The sequence below is a fragment of the Bradyrhizobium vignae genome, from assembly GCF_900324035.1.
In the GTDB taxonomy this organism is placed as follows: Bacteria; Pseudomonadota; Alphaproteobacteria; order Rhizobiales; family Xanthobacteraceae; genus Bradyrhizobium; species Bradyrhizobium vignae.
In genome coordinates this window covers 5,753,404-5,778,699 of the sequence record NZ_LS398110.1, presented here as the reverse complement: position 1 = coordinate 5,778,699, position 25,296 = coordinate 5,753,404, and the positions used below count along the sequence as shown (strand labels likewise).

Sequence of the window (25,296 nt, the reverse complement as noted above, 5' to 3'; positions counted from 1 at the left end):
GTCAGATCTCCCGGCGACGGATAAAACGCAGCGTGAAGATCACCACGACCAGCAGCACCGGCAGCATGAACAGCGAAATCGCCGCGCCGTGCGCCACGTCGCCGGAAACGATACCGGTCTGAAAACCTTCAAAGCCCAGCACCGAGGTCGCGCCGCCGGGGCCGCCCATGGTCAGCAGGAAGACGATGGAAAGGTCAGTGAAGGTGAATACGATGCCGAAGATCAGGCCGATGGCCACCATCGGCAGGATCATCGGCAGGATGATCTGGTAGTTGCGACGCCAGAAACCCGCACCGTCGACTGTGGCGGCGTCGATCACGTCCTGCGGAACCGCGGTGATGCCGGCGAGAAAGATCACGATGGCGAAGGGAAAGAAGCGCCAGGCGTTGATGATGATAATGCACAACATCGCGAGGTATGGATTGCCGAGCCAGTTCGGCGCCTCCTCGCGCGTCACGAGACCGGCCGCAATCATGGTCCAGTTGATCACGCTGTAAAGCGAATCGAACATCCATTGCCAGGCAATGGTAGCCAGCGCGACCGGCACCGCAAAAGGCAGGATGATCAGCGCTCGCACGATCTTGCGGCCGGGGAAGGGTTGCAACAGCAGGAAGGCCCCGAACTTTCCGAGCACGAGGCCGAGCAGCTGCGAGCCGAACGTAAAGACGAAGGTGTTGCGCAGCGTGTCGAGGAAAGTTGGATTCTGCAGGATCTGCTCGAAATTGGCCAGGCCGACAAACTTCCAGGTTGGGTTGTAAATCGTGTAGGCGCTGAGCGAGTAAAAGACCGCGAGGAGGAGCGGCAGCCCGACCAATAGCAGGACGTAGAGGATCGCCGGCGCGACCATGACCGTTTCGAGCACATCGCGTCGATCCAGGACAAAGCGAAATCGTGAGATCGGCTTGGCAACAGGTTCTGCGATGACAGCCATCAGTGACTTCCGGCCCTCAGTGACGAGTGCTACGATTGCCGCTGGCCTCGAAGCGGCGCAGCTCGCTGTTTTTCACGGCAAAGCGATGCCACTCGCCGGGGCGAACGCTTCCTTCGGCGACGTGGGCCGGCGGCAACTTCGCCGTGATCGGCTGCTTCGAATCGAAACCATCCATCACGCCGTAAACGATGCGCTCGGACCCGAGATATTCGGAGCGGTCGACCCGAAAGGAAAACTCGGTCACCCCGTCGTCTCCGATCATGTCCCTGGGCAGGAAATTCTCCGGCCGGAAGCCTAGATAGCCGCCGCCATTGCAGGTGACGATGTTCATCGGCGGTGCGCCGACAAAGGTTGCGACAAAAAGATCGGCGGGATCCTGATAGATCTCGATTGGCGTTCCAACCTGCCGAACCCTTCCATGGTCGATGACCGCGATGCGGTCGCCCATACCCATCGCTTCGACCTGGTCGTGGGTCACGTAAATGGTGGTGAGGCCGACGCGCTGCTGAAAATTCTTGATCTCCTGGCGAGCCGAGGTGCGCAGTTTGGCGTCGAGATTGGACAGTGGCTCGTCGAGCAGAAGCGCGGTCGGTTCGCGAACGAGCGCGCGCGCGAGCGCCACTCGCTGACGCTCGCCGCCGGAAAGCTGGCGTGGCCGCCGGTCGAGAAGATGGCCGATGCCGAGCAACTGCGCGGCCCACCCGACCTTCTTCTGGATGTCCTGGGAGGGCATGCGCTGCGTGCGCAGCGGGAAGGCAATGTTGTTGCGGACTGTATAGTGCGGATAGAGGCCGTAGCTTTGGAACATCATCGCAATGCCGCGGGCGCGGGGCGGGATGTCGTTGACGATATTGCCGCCGATCAGAAGATCGCCGCTGGTCTGTTGCTCGAGGCCGCAGATGATGCGCAAGAGCGTCGTCTTGCCGCAGCCCGAGGGGCCGAGCAACACCATGAACTCGCCGTCCGGCACCCTCAGCGAGATGCCGTTGACGGCGTTGATTTCGTCGAAGGTCTTGACGATATCCCTGGTCAGTACGGCTGCCATCGATCCTCCCGAAGTTCATGCATTGCGCCCCGCGATCCGTCGCTGGGACAGGGCGCGTCAGTCGTGTTTGCCAATGAACTGCAACAGCGGCCGGGTCCCGGAGCGCAAAGTGAGGCTCCGTCCGGACGCCGTCTCAGGCCTTCTCGTGCCATTTCTTGAAGATGGCGTCAGACTGTTGGTGTGCCCATTTCACCGAGTCCTCCGCGGACATCTGGCCGCTCGCCGCCTTAGCCATCATGTCGCAGATGACGAAGTCGTTGTAGACCTCGTCGACGGCAGGCCAGGATGGGCCGGGATATCCCGGGGAGGCCGACCATTGCTCGGAATCCTGCAGCACCGTAAGTTTGTCTGATGGTGTCGAAGTCGGATCGTTCGAGAGGATCGGCATCGGCTTCGGCACGAGGTTTGCGAAGCAGGGGTTATTGTAACCTTCGCTAGCCTTGAATGCCTCCGGCCAATGATCAGCGTAATATTTGAGGAACTCGATCGCGCCCTCCTTGTTCTTGGCGAACTTCCAGATGCCGTAGAATTCGGAAGCCCCACCCATGATCTGGCGGACCGGTCCCTTTGGCGGAGCAATCACGAACGTGTCGTCGGCCCCCTTCGTGTTTGCCTTCTGGAACGTCCTATAAGCGGAGATCGGATTGACGATCAGAGAGCCGATGCCCGAAACAAGGTAGCGATTATTGCTGGAGTCGTCCCACGACAGCACTTCCGACGTCATCGCCTCCTTGTACAGCGCAGTTACGTATTTAACGGCTTCGACCGTTTCCTTGCTGTTGAGCACGACGTTCTTGCCTTCGGCGTCCTGAAGGGCACCGCCAAAGCTCCACAGCAGCCCGCGCCAGGTCGTGTTGGGGTCGTTGCTGTGTCCAAGTGAAATGCCAACCGGGTGGCCTTTGGCTTTCAGCTTGGCGCCGCCGACGCGAACATTGTCCCACGTGTCCGGCTTCATCCCGATCTCGTCCCACATGCTCTTGCGATACATGGCCGGGAAACTGATGTAGAAATCGGGAAATGCAGACCAGGTCTTGTCGTCTTGGTTATAGCCGATCTGCCGGCCGATCGTGCTGACCTTGCCGTATTTCTTCTCGGTCGCCTCGACGAGGCTCGTCACGTCGACGAGGAATCTGCGGTAAAGATGCGCCCCGCCTGCGCCATTCCAGCCGAACAGATCGTGACCTGATTGGGCCGAGGCTTCCGCGGCCGCCCGCGCAGCGACGTTGGCGACCGGGATGTGGTCGACGGCGACTTCGACGTTGTTTTTTGTGCCCCAGTCCTTTGCGAACTGATCGAACCATTTGTCGTACTCTGGAACGAAATGGCTCCATTGGACGATCGACAGTGTCTTCGTGTCCGCCATTGCGCGGGACACGAATGGAGTAGAAAGCATCGGGGCCGACCCAGCCGCAATGAGGGTAAGACCTGCCTGCTTTAGAAAGCGGCGCCTTCCAATACGCATTCTGTTGTTCCTATTCATTTGGGCTCTTCCTCGAATTCGAATAGGGAATTTGAGAGAGCAGCCGAACAGTGCTATCGTCGTTCTGGACGGTGCTCCAATGGCCAAGATCGCTGCGTTGTTTCGGCCGTATTAGCCGTCAGAGGACGTCCCATCGGGGTGAGCCGACGACCACCTGGCCAAAAGTCAGCGCCGACAAGGCGATGTCTTGATCTGAGTAATAATTCGCTGGAAACGAAAGTGGATTGGTCATTAGGCGAATGTTCGGCGCGGCAAGAAGCAAAAGCTCGTACGTTCGCGTACATAGAGCCGCCCGCAGCCTCGCTCTTGCCCGCTCAGAAAGATTGCTAAACGCTTCTCGCTGCTTGACGACTGGCCCACGTCGCTTCCGAGGTCGTTCCATCAACTTCATGAGCTGCAGCAAAACGCCGGCAGAGACGCTGATGCATCCTGTGGATTGAAAGCGCCAGGGGCGGCCGCTGGATCCGGTTGGATGGAAGCCACGTTCCGACCAGGCTCGGGACGCGCCACTGTGCAGCTCGGCTCGCTAAAGCGCACGTACGTTTTCGTACCGTCAGCGGTAATGTTAGCCGAAATGCCAATGGTGCCGCAAAATCGAGATCCTAAAGTTCGGCGTTAGGAGGCACGCCCGACAAAGGAGACGCGAAATGATGCGCGGTCATACCGTCACTGTCTGTGCAACCCTGATACTGTTTATGGCGCCGGGCATGGCTGGCGCTGCAACCGACAAAGTCGTCATCGGTGACATAGACGACATGTCAGGCGTTTATGCTGACATCATTGGGCCGGGCGGAGAGACCGCGGCTAGGTTGGCGATCGACGACTTCGGAGGCAGTGTACTGGGCAAGAAGGTGGATCTGCTTGTCTCCGATCATCAAAACAAGCCCGACCTCGGATCACAGAAATTCCGTGAGTTCGTTGATAGAGAGAACGTTACGATGGTGCTTGGCGGGTCAAACACCGGCGTAAATTTGGCTATGGCGAACATTGCCAAGGAGAAGAAGACACCTTTCTTCTCAATCGGAGCGGCTGGTGCTTCTCTTACTGGAAAGGACTGCACACCATACACGGTACATTACGCCTACGACACCACCGCGCTGGCGAACGGGACGGCCAGCACAGTCGTCAAGCAGGGCGGCAAATCTTGGTTCTTTGTCACGGCCGATTATGCTTTTGGCACGCAGCTCCAGGACGCAGCCTCGAAGGTGGTTGAGGCAAGCGGAGGAAAAGTGATCGGGTCGGTCCGGGTGCCCTTGGCGACCTCGGATTTCTCGAGCTACTTGCTCCAGGCGCAGAGTTCGGGAGCACAGGTCCTCGGTCTGGCCAATGCGGGCGACGATTTTACTAACTCTATCAAGGCTGCCAATGAGTTCGGAATTGCCAGAACAATGAAGCCCGCGGCTCTCCTGGCCTTCATCACAGACATTCACGCGCTTGGACTGAACACAGCACAAGGATTATATCTTACAACCGGCTGGTACTGGGATCTGAATGAAAAGACCCGCGCCTTCGCCAAGCGGTTCCTCGAACGCACTGGCCGTGAGCCAACCATGACACAAGCCGCATATTACTCGGCCACGTTGACTTATCTCAACGCCGTTAAATCGGTTGGATCGACCGATTCTGACAAAGTCATGGCCCAGCTTCGTAAAGCAAAGATCAATGATATGTTCACTGCCAACGGCGTGATCCGGCCCGACGGCCTGATGGAGCACGACATGTACATCATGCAGGTCAAAAAGCCTGAGGAATCTAAGTACCCGTGGGATTATTACCGGCTCGTCCACACGATGTCAGGTGATCAGGCCTTTGGTAAACTCTCGGACAGCGCATGCCCGCTGGTGACGCACTAGCACTACTTTGGCAGATTGTGTTTTCGCCGCTGTTTTTCACGGATTTGCCTTCGGCAATATGGGCAATGCTGAGACGGCGGCCGAAGGATGAGATCGACGATGGCGTGACGTACGGCTGGCATGGTTGGCTGAGGCGGAGGCCCGTAGATTCTTTTTTTTCCGCCCCGCGTGTGCGAGGCGACGATATGTTGCAGGAAGGCGTAGGCAATCATTGTCATCAGGGCGTGGCGATGAAGGCCTTGCCATGATCGCCCTTCGAAGTGATCAAGTCCAAGTTCCTCCTTCAACTGCTGATGCGCCTGCTCACAAATCCACCGTGCCTTGATGGTGGCGGCCAGCGTGCGCAGATCCGCCGCCGCCGGAAGATTGGCCAGATAGTATTTCTTCTCCCCGGACGCACGTTGCTCGCCAATGAGCCAGGCTTCGTCGCCTGGGAGATGCTGCTGACCTTTATCCCATATCCGCTGCGGAGGGCCGTCGGCGGTCCGGACACGGACAGCAGCAAATTGGGCTTTAAGCCGACCTTTCGTCCCGCTGACCTGCCACCGAACTTTCATCCGGCCGCGGTTAGAGCCTCGGGGTTTTGTACGCCAAGTGGCGCGGTTGTAGCAACGGACGATCGGCGGAGCTGGTCGGGGTTGCGTAGCCGATCGTCCGTTGCGGTGAGGTGGGCGGCATAAGCCGCGGGGGTCATGTATTTCAGCGACGAGTGAGGCCGCTGAAGATTGTAGTCGGCAACCCAATTGGCGATCTTGGCGCGGGCGTCGTCGAGATCGAAGAACAGAGTCTCGTTGAGCAGCTCGTCGCGCATCCGGCCGTTGAAACTCTCGAGAAGCCGTTCTGCATCGGCTTTCCCGGTGCAATGAAGTGCCAGTCGATGGCTGCGTCCCTGCACCAGGCGAGCATGGCATTGCAGGTGAACTCGGTGCCGTGGTCGGACACGATCATTCCTGGCTTGCCGCGTCGTTCGACGACGGCCGTCAGTTCGCGGGCGACGCGTCGTCCTGAGATCGACGTATCCGGAATGGCGCCCAGACATTCCTTGGTGACGTCGTCGACGATGTTGAGGATGCGGAAGCGCCGACCGTTGGCGAATTGGTCGTGGACGAAATCCAGCGACCAGCGCGCGTTGGGCATCGCCTCGACTAGGATTGGGGCACGGGTCCCCACGGCCTTGCGGCGAGCCCGCCGCTTGCGGACGGTGAGCCCTTCTTCGCGATAAAGCCGGTAGATCCGGTTGATCCCCGATGGCTCCCCCTCCCGCCGCAGCAGCACGAACAGCGGCGGTAGCCGAACCGCCGCCGCTCGTTGGCAAGGTCACGCAGCCGGCCACGGAGAGTCGCGTCCGGAGAACGGCTGGAGCGATAGCGGATCATCTTCCGATCCGCTCCGACAATCGAACAGGCCCGCCGCTCCGACAGGCTCATGACGGCCCGCAGATGCGCGACCGCAGCGCGCTTGGCGGCGGGCCCTACCATTTTTTTGAAAGCAGCTCGCGAAGGGCGGCGGCGTCGAGCATCTGCTCGGCTAGAAGCTTCTTCAGCTTCGCGTTCTCGTCCTCCAGCGCCCTCAGCCGCTTCGCCTCTGAAAGTCCATGCCGCCGAATTTGGCCTTCCAATTGTAGATCGTTGCTTCCGAGACCCCGTGCTTGCGAGCCAGGTCGGCCGTCTTTGCTCCAGCCTCATGCTCCTTCAATACCGCGATAATCTGCTCTTCCGTGAACCTTGCTCGCTTCACCTGTCCGTCCTTCTTCGGGCCGGACTCTAACTCCATCTGGAGGAAATACGCAGGGGCAGGTCACCGCTACGCCAACTCACGGTTTTCCATTTGGCGCTGGCCAGCATTTGCTCGGCCCCAATTGATAAGATATCGGGCACGTGGTGCTTTCGTGGTTTCCCGCGGACTTTGGTGATCGGCCAAATGAGCTTCACATCGACCGGATACACCTTCAGGTGCCGAGGGATGCCGACAGCCCAAGCCAGCCCGCGCTCTGTTAGCCCTTGTCGAAATGGTGCGCTAAGTCCGTATCCTGCATCGGCCAGCACACATCCAAAGCGCACGTTGGCTGCCATCGCGCGGTCAATCTCGGCCAAAGCAATTTCCGGCTTGGACCGTGACGTTCGGTGTTCGAGTGGCACGCGAGCACGCTTCAAACGAGACACGTCGCTTGTCCAACTGTCAGGCAGAAAGAGACGTAACGCGACCATCACTGGCACTTCGCCGCGCGCAAGCGTCAAAGACACCAGCGTTTGGCAATTTGCCGTTTTGCCGAGAGCTGACGCGTATTGAGGCGCAACACCAACCGAGCGTTCGCCTTTCTTCGGCAGTGAGGTGTCATCAATAACGAGCACCGCATCCCTGCCGCCCACAAGTCGGTCCGCCTGGTTGAGCAGCTCCGTCTCCAGCGGCGTCGCGTCCCAGACACCGTCCGCTATAAAATGTGCAGCTGGTCGTAGTTGCCCGTGGCAAGGCGCTCCGCCATCGGCTGAACGCTCTTGCGATCGCCAGGACCGATCAGTCCCGCAACATACAGAGGACACATCCGCTGCCGAGTCTTATGACCCAGCCGGTCCAAGAACGGCATCAGCCAGCGTTCAAGTTCGTCTTCCCATCCCGGCATGGTCAGCCCTCCAAGAGCCGACCACCCATGAATCATTGAAAAATTGATTCGGGAATCCTATAAAGCGCGCCAAAATCAGCAATCTGCCAAAGTAGTGCTAGCACTACTTTGGCAGATTGTGTTTTCGCCGCTGTTTTTCACGGATTTGCCTTCGGCAATATGGGCAATGCTGAGACTGCGGCCGAAGGATGAGATCGACGATGGCGTGACGTACGGCTGGCATGGTTGGCTGAGGCGGAGGCCCGTAGATTCTTTTTTTTCCGCCCCGCGTGTGCGAGGCGACGATGTTGCAGGAAGGCGTAGGCAATCATTGTCATCAGGGCGTGGCGATGAAGACCTTGCCATGATCGCCCTTCGAAGTGATCAAGTCCAAGTTCCTCCTTCAACTGCTGATGCGCCTGCTCACAAATCCACCGTGCCTTGATGGTGGCGGCCAGCGTGCGCAGATCCGTCGCCGCCGGAAGATTGGCCAGATAGTATTTCTTCTCCCCGGACGCACGTTGCTCGCCAATGAGCCAGGCTTCGTCGCCTGGGAGATGCTGCTGACCTTTATCCCATATCCGCTGCGGAGGGCCGTCGGCGGTCCGGACACGGACCGCAGCAAATTGGGCTTTAAGCCGACCTTTCGTCCCGCTACGCCAACTCACGGTTTTCCATTTGGCGCCGGCCAGCATTTGCTCGGCCGCAATTGATAAGATATCGGGCACGTGGTGCTTTCGTGGTTTCCCGCGGGCTTTGGTAATCGGCCAAATGAGCTTCACATCGACCGGATACACTTTCAGGTGCCGCGGGATTCCGACAGCCCAGACCAGCCCGCGCTCTGTTAGCCCTTGTCGAAACGGTGCGCTGAGGCCGTATCCTGCATCCGCCAGCACATATCCAAAGCGCACGTTGGCTGCTATCGCGCGGTCAATCTCGGCCAAAGCAATCTCCGGCTTGGACCGTGGCGTTCGATGTTCGACTGGCACGCGAGCGCGCTTCAAACGAGATTCGTCGCTTGTCCAACTGTCAGGCAGAAAGAGACGTAACGCGACCATCACGGGTACTTCGCCGCGCGCAAGCGTCAAAGACACCAGTGTTTGGCAATTTGCCGTTTTACCGAGAGCCGAGGCGTTATTGAGCCGCAACACCGACCGAGCGCTCACCCTTCTTGGGAAGTGAGGTGTCATCAATAACCAGCACCGCATCCCTGCCGCCGACAAGTCGGTCCGCCTGGTTGAGCAACTCTGTCTCCAGCGGCGTCGCGTCCCAGACACCGTCCGCAATGAAATGGTGCAACTGGTCGTAGGTGCTGGTGGCAAGGCGTTCCGCCATCGGCTGAACGCTCTTACGATCGCCGGGACCGATCAATCCCGCAACATACAGAGGACACATCCGCTGCCGGGTCTTATGACCCAGTCGGTCCAAGAACGGCATCAGCCAGCGTTCGAGTTCGTCTTCCCATCCCAGCATGGTCAGCCCTCCAAGAGCCGACCACCCATGAATCATTGAAAAATTGATTCGGGAATCCTATAAAACGCGCCAAAATCAACAATCTGCCAAAGTAGTGCTAGGCCGTGTATCCATAAACCCGGCGGCCTCGATCTACGTTCGCTTTGCTCCGAAACCGACGAAGTTCGGGCAGCCAGGGCGTCGATTGCTGCAACCTCGAACATCGTCATTGCTACTTGTCGCCGAGACCACATGTGCGTCGCGAGTCGCCGCGGCTCGAGTCTTTGAGCGGCTGCTTTGCTATTTCGGCAGCCGCTGGCGCAAGGCGAGATCATCCAAATCGGGGAATGACGATTTCGCCGCGCGACCACTGAGTACGGCTGCCAGCTGTTCGCATCGCTAAGCTCCTGATCAGACCCAGCTGTTCCTCACTCGGCGTATGTTTGCCGTGGGTTGAGAGCACAGCCAACGGTGTTGATCTCACTTTCACTCTGCGTATCCGGCTTGCCAATCAAGCCGAGACGCTCAAGACGATGAGCGTCACCAGAGAGATCAAGCCGGAGAGATAGCCGAACACACTGACGGAGAGGCGCGCCGAGTCGCTAGTCTTCGCCGACTCCAAGGTGCGATGTGCTCGGTATCGGCATCATCGGCCGCGTCGTCGTGCGAGCCCGCAGAGATTGCTGAAACCGGCAGAAACGGCTGGCGCGCTGGCGAGGCCATCGCGGGGTGACATGAAAGGAAACGGAGGGGCATCAAGCCACCCGCCGTTGGCGTGGCGTCAACACTCCGCCTGCTGCTTCCAATTCTCAATGAGTGCGACAGTGCGGGTGGCTTGCTCGCCGGGCAATGTTTGGCATTCCAAATAGAGAGATACGAGGGCGCCGCCGAAAGCGCTCACGCGACTCGTGTGCGCCACCACGTTGTCGCCCCTCGTAGAAAATGCAGTTCGCGCCGCCTTCATAATTCCTTTGGCCATCTGCGCCTTTTGAGCGTTGCTTAAGGCATCAGGCATTTCTGACGTCATTGCCTCGAAGGCCGACACAACAAGGTGCTGATCGAGGGCGTTCATCGCGTACCAACGCCGCAGCGTGTCCTCAACTTCTTTTCTCGCCTCCGTTGCCCTTGCCTCTGCCCATCGCCTCTTGATCCCTTCGAACACCGTGCTCCTCCCAAATCATCTTTTGAAAAAAGCGAGGATGCCGAAGATGCTGCCGATCAGAGCTAGTCCCAAGGTAACTCTGTTCGCCCAGTAATCCCAATCAGCCTTTTGCTCTGCCCGGATATCAGCCCGCAGCTTTTGAGCTGCCCCCGCCGTGAGGTAGCGATTCTCGTAACTGTAATCCGGCGGGAACGAATCCCAGTCCTCTTCTCGATCTGTAACGGGGACGTGGAATCTATGGGCCTGATCTAGAAGATAATCCGATCGAAATTTATCTAGCATGCGAGCTTGCAAGTTCAGGGCTTTGCCTGCGTGGAATTTTGGAAAATTCGTACCGTCTGCTTCGGGCTCATCAGTCACCTGATCGTAGGATCGACGCGCCAAATTATGTTCTTTCAAAAACCTCCTCAGCGCCCAACGATACCGAAGCTCATCGAACATTTGCGGATCACCCTCTGACAGTCGAGAGGTCAACCGTCGTAGGAAGATCGCGCCCCCGCTCGTAAACCAGCCGCCAGAGGTCTTCTGGAGCCAAGGCTCTTCCCTTCGCATCTGCCAAGACGTTTGCAATGGCGACAGCAAAATCGCTGGCGTATGGCGGACTGCTTGAAATGATCCGGTATAGGTCTTCCTGTATTGGCTCGTCGCTCCCTTGAATCCCCGATAAGAGAGGGTGGCCTCGGTCGGTTCGCCCGCTTCGAAATTGTAGCCGAATGTCTCGCGCTTCTTGTCAGTTGGGCGGCGAAAAAAGCGGCGATTGCGATACAAAAGGTCATAGAGGAACATTTCGGCGACTGGATCGAGCTTGAAGGTACGCCGAAGGTGTCCGCCTTGCTTCATCGCAAACACGCGCTTTTGTGGCAGAAAGTGGTCCGAGTTCGATTTGGCGTACTCGACGAACTTCTCGAACGCGGCTTCGCCCAAGACTTTGTTGGTACGCAATGGGAATAGCGTTTTGCCTAGATCATTCAGAAAGAAGGATTTCCCGCTGAAGGGCAGCTTTGGCGGTAGCGGAGGAGCGGGACGCGGCGGCGGTAGCTTAGGCTGGCTGGCGGGGGCCTTTGATGGCTTCTTCATAACGGCGACTCAGCTCGGCAGGATCAACCAACTGCCTGAGTTTAGACCCTAGGTCGCCCAACCACTCAAGAGCTATCGCGGCTTCGCGCGACGTACTCCTTCGCCCGTCTTGTCACTCGCGAAGGTGAACTCGATGTCGCATTCGACTTCGAGATATTGCCTCAGCGTCCACAGCACTGCCTTGCGGCGCGGATCGATTCGATTGGATGGCTCGGCCGTCTCGAACGTTGCGATGGCCTTCCGCGACACGCCAGCCTTCTGCCCCAGTTCGGCCTGACTCCATCCGAGCAGCGCGCGCGCTGCTCGAAGCAGGGAAGGGGTGAGCAGGTGGTCGTCCATCGCGGCGCTGTTTATGTGATGCAGGATCTATCAGTTCTTTGGCTAGGCCTCCGAATGGAGCGAGCTAAGACCGACTAAGTGAATGGTTAGACTTTTACCTTTCCTGTTAACCGACCGTTAAGGTTAACGAAAATTTTTGAGTTTTCGGGGACAATTTGTCCCCAAACCAGAAAGATTGTGCTACACCGCCCCTCAGGAAACTGACCGGGGACGATGTCCGATGGTGAATTACGAGAAGCATCTGCGCAGCGCCGCTTGGCGGGAAATTCGCCAGCGCGCAATCGCGGCCGCCGGCCATCGCTGCGTGCTCTGCGCGGCGACCGAGCAGCTCGAGGCGCATCATCGCACCTACGACAATCTCGGCGACGAGCGCGACGGCGACCTCACGGTGCTGTGCCACGAATGCCACGAGGTGGTGACCAGCATGCTGCGCGCCCGTCGCTACGCGGCCAAGCCGGCTTCGTACGCCAACATTGTCCGCAGCATCGCCGAGACGGCGCCGCTCTTCGATCCCACCGAGGGGGACATCTGATTATGGCGGTGGAGATGATCACGCTGCGTCTGGTCGGCGTCGGCCCGATGTTGATGCACTCCAGCAGGCTCGCCGACCCGTTCGACCCCACCGCGAGGGCGCTCAAAAAGCTCACGAGAAAGCAGCATAAGACCGACGCCGACCATCACCGGATTGCGGAGCTCGAGTGGCACGGATCGCTGTGGCTTCACGAAGGCCGGCCGTGTCTGCCGCCCTCCGCGATCAAGGGTGCGCTCGTCAACGGCGCCAAGACGGTCCGTAAGGGCAAGGCGACCAAGGCGGCCTTCGTCGCCGAGGGTCCCGCGATGCTCGACTACGACGGCCCGAAGACGGTCGAAGAGCTCTGGGAGGACCCCCGCTTCCGCCACCGCGAGATCGTGCGCGTCGACGACTCGCGGGTGGCGCGCACGCGCCCGTGCTTCGACGGCTGGAGCGCGACCGTGCGCGGGTCCTTCATCACCACCATCATCAACCGCGAGGACGTCGTCAGCTACTTCCGCATGGCGGGTCCCTTTGGCATCGGCGACCACCGTCCCGACTTCGGTCGCTTCCTGATCGAGGAGTCGCAGCTCGAATAGTTCTTGGCTTGGCTCGACACCGCGAGGCTAGGCGTGGTCCGGCACGGCGTGACGTGACGGGGCGTGTCCCGGCGAGGCAGGGCAGGGTCCGCCAAGGACCCTCCCTCGCCTAATCTCTTCTAACTCCGCATTTCGACATCACGCGCGGCCTTCCGCGCGAACGACGGAGCTTTCCCGATGAACGAACGCGCAGGCATGTGCGGCGAGGGCATGCCCCCGGTGCTCTTCTACTGGCGGACGAAGACCGCCGAATCCTTCGACGAGCATGCGCGCGCCGAGGTGGCCACCTTCGTCGCCGGGATCTCCGCGACTATGCCCGAATGGCGGGCGGCGATCCGCGGCGATGCCGCCGCGGCAATCGGCCTCGTCGTCGGCCGCCGGATCCCCGGGCGCATCAGCCTGCGCGTCGATCTCAGCATGACGGTGTTGCTGGCCTGCGCCTTCTTCGATCCCGCCGCGGCGATGGTGCTGTCGCACACGCTCGCCCGCATGCCGATCGAGCCGCGCGAGCGCATGCGCCTCTCGGCATCCTGGTCGATGCACAAGATCTGGCTTGGCAGCCGCCGTACCGGCGCCCGTGTTCCCAAGACGCCGCCCCGGCTGACGGGAGGTGGGTCGTGACGGTGCAGCCGACGAGCGACCTGCATGCCGATTTTTCCGGCTTGGGCGCGTCATTGATCGTCGTCGCCAGCGACAACGAGCAGGACTTCGCCGCGGCGCTTGGCTACCCGAACGAACGCCTCGGGTCCGATCCTCTCATCGAGGTCTAGACATGAACGAAACCACGAGCATGCCGAGTGTCATTGGACCCCATGATGGCGATACGCACCGTCCGGTGTCCTTCGCCGGCACCGGCATTGGACCCATCGAGCGGCGGGCTTACGGGCAGGCTTGGCGCGATGCGTTGCGCTTCAGGCAGGACCTCGCCACCGACGCCGATCGACCGCATATCGCACGCTCGGGCGGCTTCGCCAGTCTGACGCGCTCGGCGGATGTCGATGACGACACTGGCTTCGAGGAGAATGCAAGCCGCGAGGGATGCCCCCCGAGCCCGGCGCGAATTGCCGCGGCGCTGCTGCTCGCCCGCGCTTTCGACGCCGCGCCGGACGCTGCGCGGGACTTGATCTGCGGCGGCGCTCCCGTTGTCGTCGACGTCGCCGACGGCGCGATGCTCGACGCGCTTAAAGGCGTTTGGCGCGGGATGTTTTTCGACGACGCGCTGCGTATGATCGACCTGGTCAAGACCGCTCCCGGCCGTCGCGACGGTCTCGACGGCGCCTATATCGTGCTGAAGGAGCCGCTCAAAGGCTCTGCCAAACAGCGGCTGGAGCGCGTCGCTGCCGACATGTGCGCCTACGCGCTGCCCTTCGTGGCGTTCTCGTCCAACGGCCGCGCCTGCCTTCCGAAAGTGCTGAACGAAGCGGCGGGGCACCGGATCGAGTTGCCGATGCTCGATCCTACGACGGTGTCGCGCACCATCCGCGCCGTCACCGGCATCAGGACGGCGGTCGATGTGCCGGCGGAGACGATGCGCGATGTCGGTGTAGGCGACCTCGCAGCCGCGATTCGGTTCGACCGCACGCCGGAAGAATGCGTCGACGAGCTGCGCCGTCTCGCCGACTCGAAGAGGGCCGAACGGCCGTCGCGGGGGCTGGTGCTCTCCGAGATCCATGGCATGGCTGGTGCGCGCGCCTGGGCTGACGATGCGATCGCCGATCTCGCCGCCTGGCGACGCGGCGAGATCCCCTGGGATGCGGTCTCGAGCGCCCTGATGCTCGCCGGCCCCCCCGGCGTCGGCAAGACGCTGTTTGCAGAGGCGTTCGCGCGTAGCGCGGCAGGCAAGGATTCGAAATCCGGGATGCCGTTGATCGTCTGCTCGTATTATTCCTGGCAGGCAGAGGGGCATTTGGGCGATTTCCTGGCGGCCATGCGCCGTGACTTTGCCTCCGCCCGGGCGCAGGCGCCCTGCGTGATGCTGCTCGAGGAATGCGATAGCTTCGTCGACCGTCGCGCGGTCAAGCACTCGCACTCAGACTACGTCAGGAATTGCATCAACGCGCTGCTTGAGGAGGTTGATGGTGTGCGCCGGCGGGAGGGCGTGTTCCTGATCGGCTGCACCAACGAGGTCGAGGCCTGCGATCCCGCGTTGCTGCGCGCGGGCCGCTTCGAGAACGTGGTGCGCATCAGTCCGCCCGATCAGGACGAGCTCGAGAAGATCTTCCGGGTTCGGTTGAAGGGCGATCTCGTCGGCGCCGACATCTCCACCGTCGTGATGTCGGCAGCCGGCATGACCGGCGCCGACGCGGAGCGCGCGGTGAAGGACGCACGCCGTATGGCGCGGCGGGAGAACCGCGAGCTCACTCTCGACGACCTCCGTCACGCCGTCGTCGGCGACGACAATCTCTCCGACGAGCAACGCTGGCGGACGGCGGCCCACGAAGCCGGACACGCCTTGGTCGACGTGCTTCGCTTTGGCGCCGACGGCGTCGTCGCCAACACGACGCACACGGACCGGCGGCTCGGGATGTCGATGCGTACCACCCGCCAGCTCTTCGAGGGCACGGCGAGCGACTATAGGTCACGCATTGAAGTCTTGCTTGCCGGCCGTGCCGCCGAGGAAGTCCTGCTTGGTGAGGCGTCCCACGGCGCCCAACAAGATCTGGCGGAGGCCACCAGGCTGAGCTGCGCGATGTTGGGCGGACTGGGGCTGTCGGGGCCGTCGCCCTTAACGCATCTTGGCGACCTGCGTCGGGCCGAGGAGTTCCTCCGCTTCGCCGATATCCGAGCGGCGGTCGGCATCGAGCTCGCCGAGGCGGATCGCACCTGCCGCGGACTACTGGAGGCTAATCGAAGCGTGTTGATCGCGACCGCGCGCCACCTATTGGAGCGGGGAAGCCTCAACGGGGCCGACATCGCCGTCTTGCTTGAGGCACAGCGTTCCGATGCTGCAGGAGCAGAGGGCGTCCAGACAGAGGATGATGCTCCGACCTCAACTGTGATCGCCTTCCCGCAGCTCCGCCCCGACTGATTTCGCCGCGATTTAGGAGTGCTGGGGCCGATCGGGATTCACCGGCCGCCGTGAGTGTGACGAACAGGGCCGGAACGAGGCGAGGCCAAGATCGGAGCCGTCTCGTCGCTGTGCTTTGGTCCTAATGGTGCGCCGCCACCCCTGATGAGGATGCAAATCTCTTCGCTGCATCGGCGCGCACGCAATCGGTCGTCGAAAGGCATGCTGCAGGTTACGGCGGAACTCGAAATTGGCGGAGGCTCTCAACGAGAGGCCGACGCGCGCTCCTTCGCCTCAAGCTCCCCCATGACCCTTCGCAGCTCACGGACAATAATGGGGTGCATCTTAGTGCGATGCCGATGTGCGTAGTCACTGATTCGCCAGTACAGCTCCTCATCGAGGTAAAGACCCATTCGCTTTATCGTCGTATCCGGTTTAGAAGTGCTCCTTCGCTTTCGATTGAGCGCCTCAAGGGACTCACCGTTGTTGGCGAGCTGAGCACCGGGGGCGCGCGCCGGTAATTGCGACAAATCGTGAGATATACCGGCGTCTGTTCCTTCGAGCGCTCGCTTTTGCCCCCGCGGTTGTCTGTCCTGAGATGCCTCAACAAGCTCTGCCAGGTGCCTGATTTTGGCGCGTTTGGCCATACCCTGATCTCCATTACTTCACGTGAACACGCTCTCACGTGATCATTGCTTCATGCGATCACTGCTTCACGTGATTGCAGTATCGCGCGAATGGTTTCGAAACAGTCCAATTACGGTTAGCATTTTGACTCAAAGTCTATGGTTATAGGTCGACGTTTTGAGCAACGGAGCGCGATCTACCCGATCGGCGACCTCGTGGTTCGTCGACGCTGCGGCAAGTGTCGCCCGTATCTGGCGCACCTGCTCAACTATGAAATTGATCACATTGCGGGTGCGAGGCGCCAAATGGCGACGCGACGAGTACACCACGTTGAACGGAAGTCTCGGCGAAGGAGTGAGCGATCTGGAAGCCTACCTTGCCCGGATCAGATCGCGTCACCGCACCGGAGTCGCGGGCGGTAGGGCAAGTCGTCGGTTTGGGGAGGGCAGGCGGCAACTGATTGATCCGGCTAAGGACCAAGTGAGCAAGCTTGCTAGTTAATAAGCTAGCTAGTTACCTAGGTTTGCGAGCGAGAGGCGTCAGCAAGCTAGCAAGCTGATAAGCAAGCAGGCCGGCGATTTGCTAAGCTAATAGGTTTATCCAGCAGCAGGACGACGGCGTCGATCAAATGACGCGGCATTGGATTGTCACGGAAGCGGTATCGGCAAACGCGGGTGTACAGTCGCAGATGAAGAGCGGAGCGAGTTGTTGTCCCGACCTGCCATCATACCCCGCGGACTATTTAGCTAATCTATTGAAGCGGCGGGATAATTTCTGCGCGATTTGGAGTGTCAAGCTATGCGAAGCGCGCCTTTGATGACGTGGGCCGACGCTTCATCCCCAGTGGAATTTCATGACCTGTTGCGTTGTGATGGCGCGCGAAGCCCTGTGGCATAAGCGCTCGTAAGCCTAAGCCCTTTTCGAACCTTACCTCAGCTTTCTGTCCACAAATGAGCGCTCGCAAAATGCGCTGCGACGTGAAAGCGTTAGAAGTGAACGGTTTCAGCACCCGTTCTGTGTCGGCCCAGATGGTCGGCCAAGCAAGCGAGGAGAGTTATTGAGGTGCACGAGCGGGTTGCCGGCTTGCGGGTCGCAGCACGGCCACAGGCGGGATCGGGGTCTGTTCCGACTTGCGCCTCCGCGAGCGCGCGCGTGAAGAGAGCATCACTTCTCGCAACGGTCGCCTTCGTTGGCAAAGGCGGGTCGGGCAAGTCCACGACTGCGCTCAACATCGCCGTTCTTGCCAGGATGGCCGATTTTAAGGTCGGCGTGATAGATGCCGACCTCCAACAATCGGCGTTCGTCTGGAGGTGCGTCCGCGAGAGCAACGACATACCCGTCTGCCGTTGCGGTCCCGGATCCCTCGACGATACGATAGAGGCGGCCAGGCGTGCGGGTCTGCAGTTCCTGGTGATCGACATGCCGCCAGCTTTGCGCCACGTGCCGGCGGTAGCCCACCGCGTCGATTTAACCGTGGTCGCCATGCGTCCCACCCTGTTCGACCTCAGGGTCACGCGGACCGCGATCCAGCTTTTGCAGTCGGAGGGCGCGCGGTATGCGGTAATCTTTAACGCGGCACCGCCGTATCGAGGCACATGTGCCTCGCCCATGGTTCGCGATGCCCGGCAGGCGCTCGCCGACATCGGCTCGCGTCTTTGGCCGCATCAAATTACGCACCGGCTGAGTGTTCCCTATTCCACCGTGAGGGGGGCGGGCGTCGCCGAGGTCGAGCCCGAAGGGCATGCCGCTGCGGAGTACCGCGCTTTGTGGCGAGCCATCTGTCGCGACCTGAGGCTGGATGGAGGAGCCAATGAAGAAGCATAAGGCGAGCTTGGGCGACGCCATGATGGCCGACACCGGCAAAGCGGGCGACGACCATTTCGGCGTCTTGACGCCCGGGCTCGAGGCGCAGCCCGCCCGCCGTGGCGTTTTGGTCCGCGTGAGCCCCGAACTCCGGCGCGAACTCAAGAGGACCGCGATCGCTCGCGACACGACCGTTCAAAACCTCATGCTCGAGGCAATCGCCATTGTCCTTAGGAGCACGACCGACACCACCACGGAGCCGTAGGCCGGCTCCATTGCGGCCCACGGGCTGGGCAGAGGGACACGTATCCCGGCAATACGTGGGGCACTGGTTGGCGGCCGATCTCTACCTCGGTCTCGGACATTCTAGATGCGACTAGGTTATCGTTTCGCGATAGTCGTTGAGGGGACATTGCGGCTTACCGCCGGGCATGGAAAATGAGTTCGCAACGGAGCCAAAAATGTTGATCCAGTCTCTACACTTGAACGGTTACGGTCGCACCCCCGGTCGCGGTCAAGCGGCCTATGCGACGATCGAAGGGATCGTCGCCGAAGCCAGGCGGGTACCGGCAAATTCTCCTCACGTCGCCCATCCCATTGAGCCGAACCTCGTCTATGGTGTCGACCCCATAGAAGTTGGCGAGCAGGCCGTCGCGCTATCGCTGCAAGCCAAGGATCGGACGGGGCGGAAGTTGCGCTCCAACGGGATTGTCCTGTTGGCGGGTGTCGTATCGTACCCGATGCCCATCTCCTGCATGGGTGAGTTCGTGTCAGATTACGACGCCTACCACCTCTGGCGCGGAATGGTGGTAGATTGGCTAAAGCTGGAACACGGTGATCGCCTGAAGTCCATTGTCGAGCATGTCGACGAGGACATGCTGCACCTGCATTTCTTCTCGTTGCCGATCCTCAGTGTCGACAATCGCTTGGATTTTGCAGGGGCTCATCCGGGGCGCTGCGCGCTCAATGATGCCGTTGACAGGGGAGTTTGCAAGGCAGCGCAGCAGGCTGCCTACACCCAAGCGATGATCGATTACCAGGACAGGTTCCACTCTCAAGTGAGCGCGTTGTTCGGACATGAGCGTCTCGGTCCCCGTCGGCGACGGATCGAGCGGGAGCGCCACAAAGTCATTCGTCAGGCCGAGAAGGATATTAGTCGCTTGCGCGCCGAGCTCGAGCTCGAATACTGGGCGACCGTGTCGGAGAACGAGGCCGATCAGCGGTCGCGCCATGTGAGCAAGCGAGATTTCATCGCGGTCGCTGCCGAAGAGCAGCAAAAGCTCCAGGCCGAGATCGCCCGCCTCAAAAATTTGCTCAACGAGCACGGCATCGATGATCGTCCCGACTCGGCGTCCATTCCGCAGCCTCAGACCTGGCCGGATGTCGATGAGGATTGGGATCCGGGGGCGTCCTCGTTGCCTGGATATCATTAGCGGGGGCTTCGCCGACAGGCTGAGGCCATAAAAAAAGGGATTCCGCGGAGCCCGCGTTCAAGATGGTCTATTCATTGGCGAGTAGGGGCGAAATGCAGATCTTGGATTGCGAGATTTCCGCCAAGTCTTTAGTCAGAGCGGCGCGATCCGACCCTTCTTGTGCGCGGGCGACACTTAAGGATGGCGGGCGTCCGGGCGGCTTTGCTCTACCGAGCTACACCACCATAAGGGGCACGACCCGGTGGATGGTAGTGTGCGGGAGGTTCTGCAAAAGCTGAGAGGCTGAAGCGGTCATGGTAAGTCCGGTGATTGCGAAGATCACCGCTCGTAGAGGAGCTTGGACCCGCCATGACCGTGACGAAGATTAGGACGGATGTCTCTGCAGTCAAAGAGTTGTTGAGGTCGGACAAGGAGTTCCTGAAGCCGCTGATCCAGGGTGCGGTGCAGGACATTCTCGAAGCCGAGATGACGGAGACGCTGGGTGCGGAGAAAGGGGAGCGCAGCGAGGGGCGGCTTGGCTATCGCTCCGGCTACTATTCCCGCTCGCTGATCACCCGGGTCGGCAAGATCGAGCTGAAGGTGCCGCAGGACAGGCAGGGACGGTTCTCGACCGAGCTGTTCGAGCGCTACCAGCGCTCGGAGAAGGCGCTGGTGGCGGCCTTGGCCGAGATGTACGTGCAAGGGGTCTCGACCCGGAAGGTGAAGCAGGTCACCGAGGAGCTGGTGGGCCATGCCTTCTCGGCCTCGGCGATCAGCGCGATCAACAAGCGGCTGGATGCGTCGCTGAAGGCGTTCTGCGAGCGCAAGCTCAAGGAGCCGTTCCCTTATCTGATCCTGGACGCCCGTTACGAGCGCGTCAGGGACGATGGCATCATCGCGAGCCAGGCGGTGCTGATCGCGATCGGGGTCGACTGGGAGGGCCGGCGTCAGGTGCTCGCGGTTGAGCTTGCCAACCGAGAGAGCCGATCGAGCTGGAAGGAGTTTTTGGAAGGCCTGAAGGCCCGCGGCCTGCATGGCGTCGAGTTCGTCGTTTCCGATGATCATCCGGGCTTGAAGAAGGCCATTCCCGAAGTTCTCACCGGCGTGTTCTGGCAGCGCTGTTATGTGGGGTCGTTGAAAAAGCTGCAATTGGCTGATTCCGTTCTCGTCGGCGATTCGCGATCGGCGGAGCAAACGAGATGCTGGGGCGCAAGGAGCGGGATCAGTTGGAGCTCTTCATCACTGGCTCGCTCAGACAGCTCGTCCCAGATGAGCACGTGCTAGCCCGGGTCGATCGCGTGCTCGACCTATCTTGGCTAAGGGAGGAGGTCTCCGACTGCTATTGCGCGAGCGACGGTCGGCCAGGCATCGATCCGGAGGCCGCGGTCCGCCTGATGCTCGCGGGTCTGCTCACCGGCATCGTACACGATCGCAAGCTGATCCGGGAGGCTCAGGTTAACATCGCCATTCGGTGGTTTACTGGTTATGGCCTGCACGAGCAGCTACCGCACCATTCCAGCCTGACGCGCATCCGCCAGCGCTGGGGCGAGGAGCGATTCCGTAGGATCTTTAAACGCACGGTCCAGGCCTGCCTGAAGGCGAAGATCGCAACAGCCGAAGTGGTTCACATCGATGCGTCGCTGATCCGCGCCAACGTGAGTTGGGACAGCCTCACCGAGCAGCATGTGGCGGATGTGCTGAGCGAAAATCAAAGCGAAGATGAAAGCGAGGATGAGAGAAAGGGCCGGCAAAGCGGGAAGTACAAAAAGGTCTGCACGACTGATCCCGATGCGACAATGGCCACCAATGCCCGAAACCGGCGGCTGGAACCCGCTTACAAGCAGCACACGGCCGTCGATGACAAGGTCGGTATCATTCTGGATGTCGCGGTCACGACTGGACAAACGAACGAAGGAGAGATGATCGAGCCGCAAGTCGATGAGGTTGAAGCGACTACGGGCATCGACATCAAGGTGGTCACCGCCGACGCGGGCTATGCCTACGCTAAAGTCTACGGCGCGCTCGAGCGGCGCGGCATTGATGCCCTCATCCCAGCTAAAGCCGAACCAATCAAGAGTCGCGTACCGCTCAGACGCTTCCGGTACGATGCCAAGAACGACATCTTGAAGTGCCCGCGAGGACGTATCTTGCGCCCGGCGCGGCCCATCAAGCACGGCCGTTTCTTTTACTCGAAGGCGAAGGATTGCGCCCGGTGTCCGCTCAAGGGCGATTGCCTATCCAAAGGGCGGGTTAACAAAGCGGTCGTTGTCGGTGACCATTATCCGGCACTGCTGCGCGCCCGCCGCCGTCGCGAGCGATGGAGTAAGCAGGATCGACGTCTGTATCAACGCCATCGCTGGCGCTCAGAGGGCTTCCACGGCGAAGCCAAAACTTGGCATGGACTGGCGCGCGCCATACGGCGCGGTCTACCGAATATGAAGATCCAGGCCTACCTGACGGCCGCTGCCATCAACCTCAAGCGGCTGGCAACCGCTCTCCTTGCGTTTATTCTGTCTTGGATTGTCCCTCATAATGCGTTTGCGGCTTCAGATCGCACCGTGGCGCGAGCTTTGACGCGAGGGCCATGATAGGGCCGATCGCTGCATCGCGCGAAATCTATTGGTCACTTCTTCAACGACCCCTATGTGCACTTCCTCAGGAACGCGCTCGACTATGTGCCTCGGAAGGTCGATGACGATTGCCTGCTGGAGCTCAGATGGATGTACGACCGGCGCGACCTCTCGGAGGTCCGGCGCGATCTGGCCGCCTGGCTCGGCAAATGGGGCGGCAAGTACCCCAAGCTCACCGGCTGGGTGGAAGAGAACATCGAGGAGACGCTCACCTACTTCCGCCTGCCGCTGGCGCACCGCAAGCACATGAAGTCGACGGATGAGATGGACAAGCGATTTTTACGGATGAGATGGACAAGCGATTTTTAATGATCGCCCCGATGACGATTGGGGAAATCGCGTCCATTCTTTTGTTCGGCCGCGGCGGGGCCATTCTTCCGTCCCGGCCACCGATCTCGCAGCCGCCGCGCGCAGGGTCGGTCAAGGCTGGCCGCGTTTGCGGCTGGTGCGCGCCTTGACCGTCGAGCGTCACGAGACCTGGCTCGAGGATCATCGCTATCTCAACATGGACCTGCTCAAGGAACACAAGAAGGAGGCGTTACGCCAGGCGGCCTGACGATGCTCAGGCCCACCAAGGGGATGCACGCCACCCCTCTCCGCCGCCGTCGCTCGCCAGCGCTGCGCTTTTGGGCAAGCGAGCGACGGCGGCTCCGAGGGGATGGCTCCCGCTCGAACATATCGATACATGCTTCTGTGAGCCCGATTTCAACGCACCAGCTCTCGCCACCAAGCTCGGCATTTCTCCCCGTTATCTCCACCGGCTGTTGGAGCGCTCCGGCCTGTCATTCACCGCAAGAGTCAACGAACTGCGACTGCAGCGCGCGCACAAATTGCTGGCGGAGCAGTGTAGCAGCAAGCGCGTGTCCGACATAGCTCTCGTCGCCGGCTTCTCCGATGTCTCCTATTTCAACCGCCTGTTCCGGGCGCGTTTCGGCGACACGCCGCGCGAGGTGAGGCGGCGTGGGGTACGGCAGGACGATAGAGAGTAAGGCCTCGGAACCTGTTGCGGCCGCCATCGGCGGGCGGCTAGAGCCCCGCCGTCGGATTGAAGAGATAGTTCACGCCCAGCTTGAACAGGTTGAGCTCCTGGGTGACCGTGTTGGTCGTGACGATCGTTGACTTGAGCGTGCTGCCACGGAACGTCTCGCTGAATGGCCCGGCGAGCGTGAAGTTCTGCGCCATCATGCGCACGTAATCATACTCCCCCTTGATCGACCAGTTGCTGTTGAGCGCGTATTCGGCTCCGCCACCCAGGACAACGCCGGAGTGAACCGCTCTACCGGAAAGCGCAACGGTATCGATGATCGGCGCGCCAAATCCCGCGATTGAGCTGCCGGCCAGTTTCACTGGCAACGGCGAGCCCGCCTTTGCCGTAGACCAGAAGATGGTCGCTAATGGCAAACCCGGCGCGCCCCGTGGCGAGCGCCAGCCAATCGATCCTGCTGTTGAGACTCGTGGTCGCGGTGCCGTGTAGGATCGGGAAAGCAAAGGTCTGGCTGCCCTTGATTCCCGTCCACATCAATTCGCCTTCGACGCCGAGGACAACGATTCCGGACTGGATGTTCGCGCCGCCATCGAGACCACCGAGCCAGCCGCGGAGATCGTAGCTGCCGCTGCCAGTAACGTCCGGGGTGGTCTGGTCGGGCCAATCATTGCGTCCGAAGCCGTATCCGCCCTCCACGCCGACATAGGCTCCGGTCCAGTTTGTTCCGGACGCTGCGTTCACCGCCGGGTATTTTGGATCGATCGCGGGCGCGAACATTCGGTAGTTCGCGCCGACTTTGACGAGGTGGATCGCATCCTGCGTGATGGGCTGAGGGAATGACGTGGGAACCGTAATATTCAGGGATGTTGATGTCCCGCTCAGGGTCGGCGAAGCGGTGCCGAAACGCAGATAGTCATAATCGGCTTTGAGCGACCAGTTACCCGTCGGCGCAAATTCGGCGCCGAAGCCTGCCATGGTGCCCCAACGGTATTCGCCGGCGCTGGTGCTGGCACCAACCGGGCCGAAGCCGAGATCCCCAGCGGCAGTGAAGGCGTGGCGTTCCCAGGCTCCCGCAAAGCCGCCCTTGGCGTAGACCAGCCAGTGGTCGGCGGCGAGTCCGAGCCGGCCAGCGGCGGTCGCGAGGGCCTCGATCCTCGAACGTCCCGTTCCGACGAGCGTGAATGCCGAAGCGGTGTACGGACTGTTGGTCTCCGACCCGCTGATGTTGGCCCACGAGCCGTCCAGTTCGAGACCGAAGACGAAGCTTGCGATCTGCTTATTGATGCCGATTTGGGCGCCGGCGAGCGCGCCGCCGGTGGCGTAGTTGAAGGGTGGAAAAGAGCCCAACCAATCATTCATGCCGCCGCCATAGCCCGCGTGCAGGCCGACATATACGCCGCTCCAATCGATAACGGCAGGCGCGGGCAGCCCAGCCTTGACCGGCAAGTCGGCGGCCAGAGCGGAACACAGGGGAAGCGCTGCCCCGATCACGATCAAAGTCGCTTGCGCTCGGGTCTGGCCCATGCCCGTCGCCCCGAAAGGATTCCCTTTGCAAGATGCAAGGCCGATAACGCTGACCTCGCCTGGGACGGCCGTAGCATGCGCGTTGACGGGCTTTCTTGGACTCGCGAGAGCTGACGAGCACGAAGTGTGCTCAATGGTCCAAACGGAGCGCCGTCAGGCGCTGAAATGCCATCGCATGTGGCTCACGCGACACAGCGAGGCTTGGCAAGAGGGCAGTACTCGCGCTCGACGATTCGCTGCGCCACGGCGCACAATCTAGA

At 60.7% G+C, this 25,296-nt stretch carries 19 protein-coding genes and 6 pseudogenes; 13 read left to right on the top strand and 12 right to left on the bottom strand.

The window, feature by feature from the left end; all coding sequences use genetic code 11:
* Position 1: 1 nt before the first annotated feature.
* The 3 genes from BRAD3257_RS28105 to BRAD3257_RS28095 all read right to left on the bottom strand — a co-directional run bounded on the left by BRAD3257_RS28105 (position 2) and on the right by BRAD3257_RS28095 (position 3,339).
* Positions 2-931: a carbohydrate ABC transporter permease gene (locus tag BRAD3257_RS28105; protein ID WP_122404572.1), complete on the bottom strand. Its 930-nt coding sequence runs from the start codon at positions 929-931 to the stop codon at positions 2-4.
* Between the two features lie 16 nt (positions 932-947).
* A complete protein-coding gene (locus BRAD3257_RS28100; RefSeq protein ID WP_122404571.1) occupies positions 948-1,976 on the bottom strand; it encodes an ABC transporter ATP-binding protein in 1,029 nt (342 codons plus the stop codon).
* Positions 1,977-2,109: 133 nt separating this feature from the next.
* Positions 2,110-3,339 (bottom strand): extracellular solute-binding protein, encoded by a 1,230-nt coding sequence (locus tag BRAD3257_RS28095; protein WP_160118859.1) that lies wholly within the window; start codon positions 3,337-3,339, stop codon positions 2,110-2,112.
* Between the two features lie 767 nt (positions 3,340-4,106).
* On the opposite strand from BRAD3257_RS28095, the gene BRAD3257_RS28090 reads away from it, so the two are divergent.
* Positions 4,107-5,309, top strand: coding sequence for an ABC transporter substrate-binding protein (locus BRAD3257_RS28090; protein WP_122404569.1), 1,203 nt, complete (start codon positions 4,107-4,109; stop codon positions 5,307-5,309).
* A 36-nt stretch (positions 5,310-5,345) separates the two neighbouring features.
* On the opposite strand, the pseudogene BRAD3257_RS28085 reads toward BRAD3257_RS28090, so the two are convergent.
* From BRAD3257_RS28085 to BRAD3257_RS28055, 7 genes and pseudogenes are all read right to left on the bottom strand, one after another.
* Positions 5,346-5,860 (bottom strand): annotated as a pseudogene (locus BRAD3257_RS28085) (transposase); the annotation flags it as partial.
* 2 nt (positions 5,861-5,862) lie between these two features.
* Positions 5,863-7,046: pseudogene (locus BRAD3257_RS28080) on the bottom strand (IS3 family transposase).
* A 62-nt stretch (positions 7,047-7,108) separates the two neighbouring features.
* Positions 7,109-7,965: pseudogene (locus BRAD3257_RS28075) on the bottom strand (IS701 family transposase); the annotation flags it as partial.
* 101 nt (positions 7,966-8,066) lie between these two features.
* Positions 8,067-9,417: pseudogene (locus BRAD3257_RS28070) on the bottom strand (IS701 family transposase).
* Between the two features lie 724 nt (positions 9,418-10,141).
* On the bottom strand, positions 10,142-10,522 hold the full coding sequence (locus BRAD3257_RS28065) for a hypothetical protein (protein ID WP_122404568.1): 381 nt from the start codon (positions 10,520-10,522) through the stop codon (positions 10,142-10,144).
* Positions 10,523-10,537: 15 nt separating this feature from the next.
* A complete protein-coding gene (locus BRAD3257_RS28060; protein ID WP_145987032.1) occupies positions 10,538-11,599 on the bottom strand; it encodes a hypothetical protein in 1,062 nt (353 codons plus the stop codon).
* A 72-nt stretch (positions 11,600-11,671) separates the two neighbouring features.
* Positions 11,672-11,938 (bottom strand): helix-turn-helix transcriptional regulator, encoded by a 267-nt coding sequence (locus BRAD3257_RS28055; protein ID WP_122404566.1) that lies wholly within the window; start codon positions 11,936-11,938, stop codon positions 11,672-11,674.
* Positions 11,939-12,158: 220 nt separating this feature from the next.
* Between BRAD3257_RS28055 and BRAD3257_RS28050 the strand changes: the two genes are divergently transcribed.
* The 12 genes and pseudogenes from BRAD3257_RS28050 to BRAD3257_RS41800 all read left to right on the top strand — a co-directional run bounded on the left by BRAD3257_RS28050 (position 12,159) and on the right by BRAD3257_RS41800 (position 23,516).
* The gene (locus tag BRAD3257_RS28050) at positions 12,159-12,470 is read left to right on the top strand and encodes a hypothetical protein (protein ID WP_122404565.1); all 312 of its coding nucleotides are present in this window, start codon (positions 12,159-12,161) and stop codon (positions 12,468-12,470) included.
* A 2-nt stretch (positions 12,471-12,472) separates the two neighbouring features.
* On the top strand, positions 12,473-13,048 hold the full coding sequence (locus BRAD3257_RS28045) for a hypothetical protein (RefSeq protein ID WP_122404564.1): 576 nt from the start codon (positions 12,473-12,475) through the stop codon (positions 13,046-13,048).
* 177 nt (positions 13,049-13,225) lie between these two features.
* Positions 13,226-13,669, top strand: coding sequence for a hypothetical protein (locus BRAD3257_RS28040; protein ID WP_122404563.1), 444 nt, complete (start codon positions 13,226-13,228; stop codon positions 13,667-13,669).
* Positions 13,666-13,818 (top strand): hypothetical protein, encoded by a 153-nt coding sequence (locus BRAD3257_RS39840; protein ID WP_160118858.1) that lies wholly within the window; start codon positions 13,666-13,668, stop codon positions 13,816-13,818. The genes BRAD3257_RS28040 and BRAD3257_RS39840 overlap by 4 nt, the downstream gene beginning before the upstream one ends.
* Positions 13,819-13,820: 2 nt before the next feature.
* Positions 13,821-16,076, top strand: a complete 2,256-nt coding sequence (locus BRAD3257_RS28035; protein ID WP_122404562.1) for an AAA family ATPase — start codon at positions 13,821-13,823, stop codon at positions 16,074-16,076.
* A 1,758-nt stretch (positions 16,077-17,834) separates the two neighbouring features.
* Positions 17,835-18,506: a ParA family protein gene (locus BRAD3257_RS28025; protein ID WP_160118857.1), complete on the top strand. Its 672-nt coding sequence runs from the start codon at positions 17,835-17,837 to the stop codon at positions 18,504-18,506.
* A complete protein-coding gene (locus BRAD3257_RS28020) occupies positions 18,493-18,750 on the top strand; it encodes a ribbon-helix-helix domain-containing protein (protein ID WP_122404559.1) in 258 nt (85 codons plus the stop codon). The genes BRAD3257_RS28025 and BRAD3257_RS28020 overlap by 14 nt, the downstream gene beginning before the upstream one ends.
* 196 nt (positions 18,751-18,946) lie before the next feature.
* The gene (locus BRAD3257_RS28015) at positions 18,947-19,918 is read left to right on the top strand and encodes a plasmid recombination protein (RefSeq protein WP_145987031.1); all 972 of its coding nucleotides are present in this window, start codon (positions 18,947-18,949) and stop codon (positions 19,916-19,918) included.
* Between the two features lie 348 nt (positions 19,919-20,266).
* Positions 20,267-21,037 (top strand): annotated as a pseudogene (locus BRAD3257_RS28010) (IS256 family transposase); the annotation flags it as partial.
* A 59-nt stretch (positions 21,038-21,096) separates the two neighbouring features.
* Positions 21,097-22,485, top strand: a complete 1,389-nt coding sequence (locus BRAD3257_RS28005; RefSeq protein WP_430648802.1) for a transposase — start codon at positions 21,097-21,099, stop codon at positions 22,483-22,485.
* 54 nt (positions 22,486-22,539) lie between these two features.
* A pseudogene (locus tag BRAD3257_RS28000) lies at positions 22,540-22,789 on the top strand (transposase); the annotation flags it as partial.
* A gap of 364 nt (positions 22,790-23,153) precedes the next feature.
* A complete protein-coding gene (locus BRAD3257_RS41800) occupies positions 23,154-23,516 on the top strand; it encodes a helix-turn-helix domain-containing protein (protein WP_283809899.1) in 363 nt (120 codons plus the stop codon).
* Positions 23,517-23,553: 37 nt separating this feature from the next.
* On the opposite strand, the gene BRAD3257_RS39835 is transcribed toward BRAD3257_RS41800, so the two are convergent.
* Positions 23,554-23,712 (bottom strand): hypothetical protein, encoded by a 159-nt coding sequence (locus BRAD3257_RS39835; RefSeq protein ID WP_160118856.1) that lies wholly within the window; start codon positions 23,710-23,712, stop codon positions 23,554-23,556.
* Between the two features lie 91 nt (positions 23,713-23,803).
* Positions 23,804-25,036 (bottom strand): outer membrane protein, encoded by a 1,233-nt coding sequence (locus tag BRAD3257_RS27985; protein ID WP_122404556.1) that lies wholly within the window; start codon positions 25,034-25,036, stop codon positions 23,804-23,806.
* Positions 25,037-25,296 lie beyond the last annotated feature (260 nt).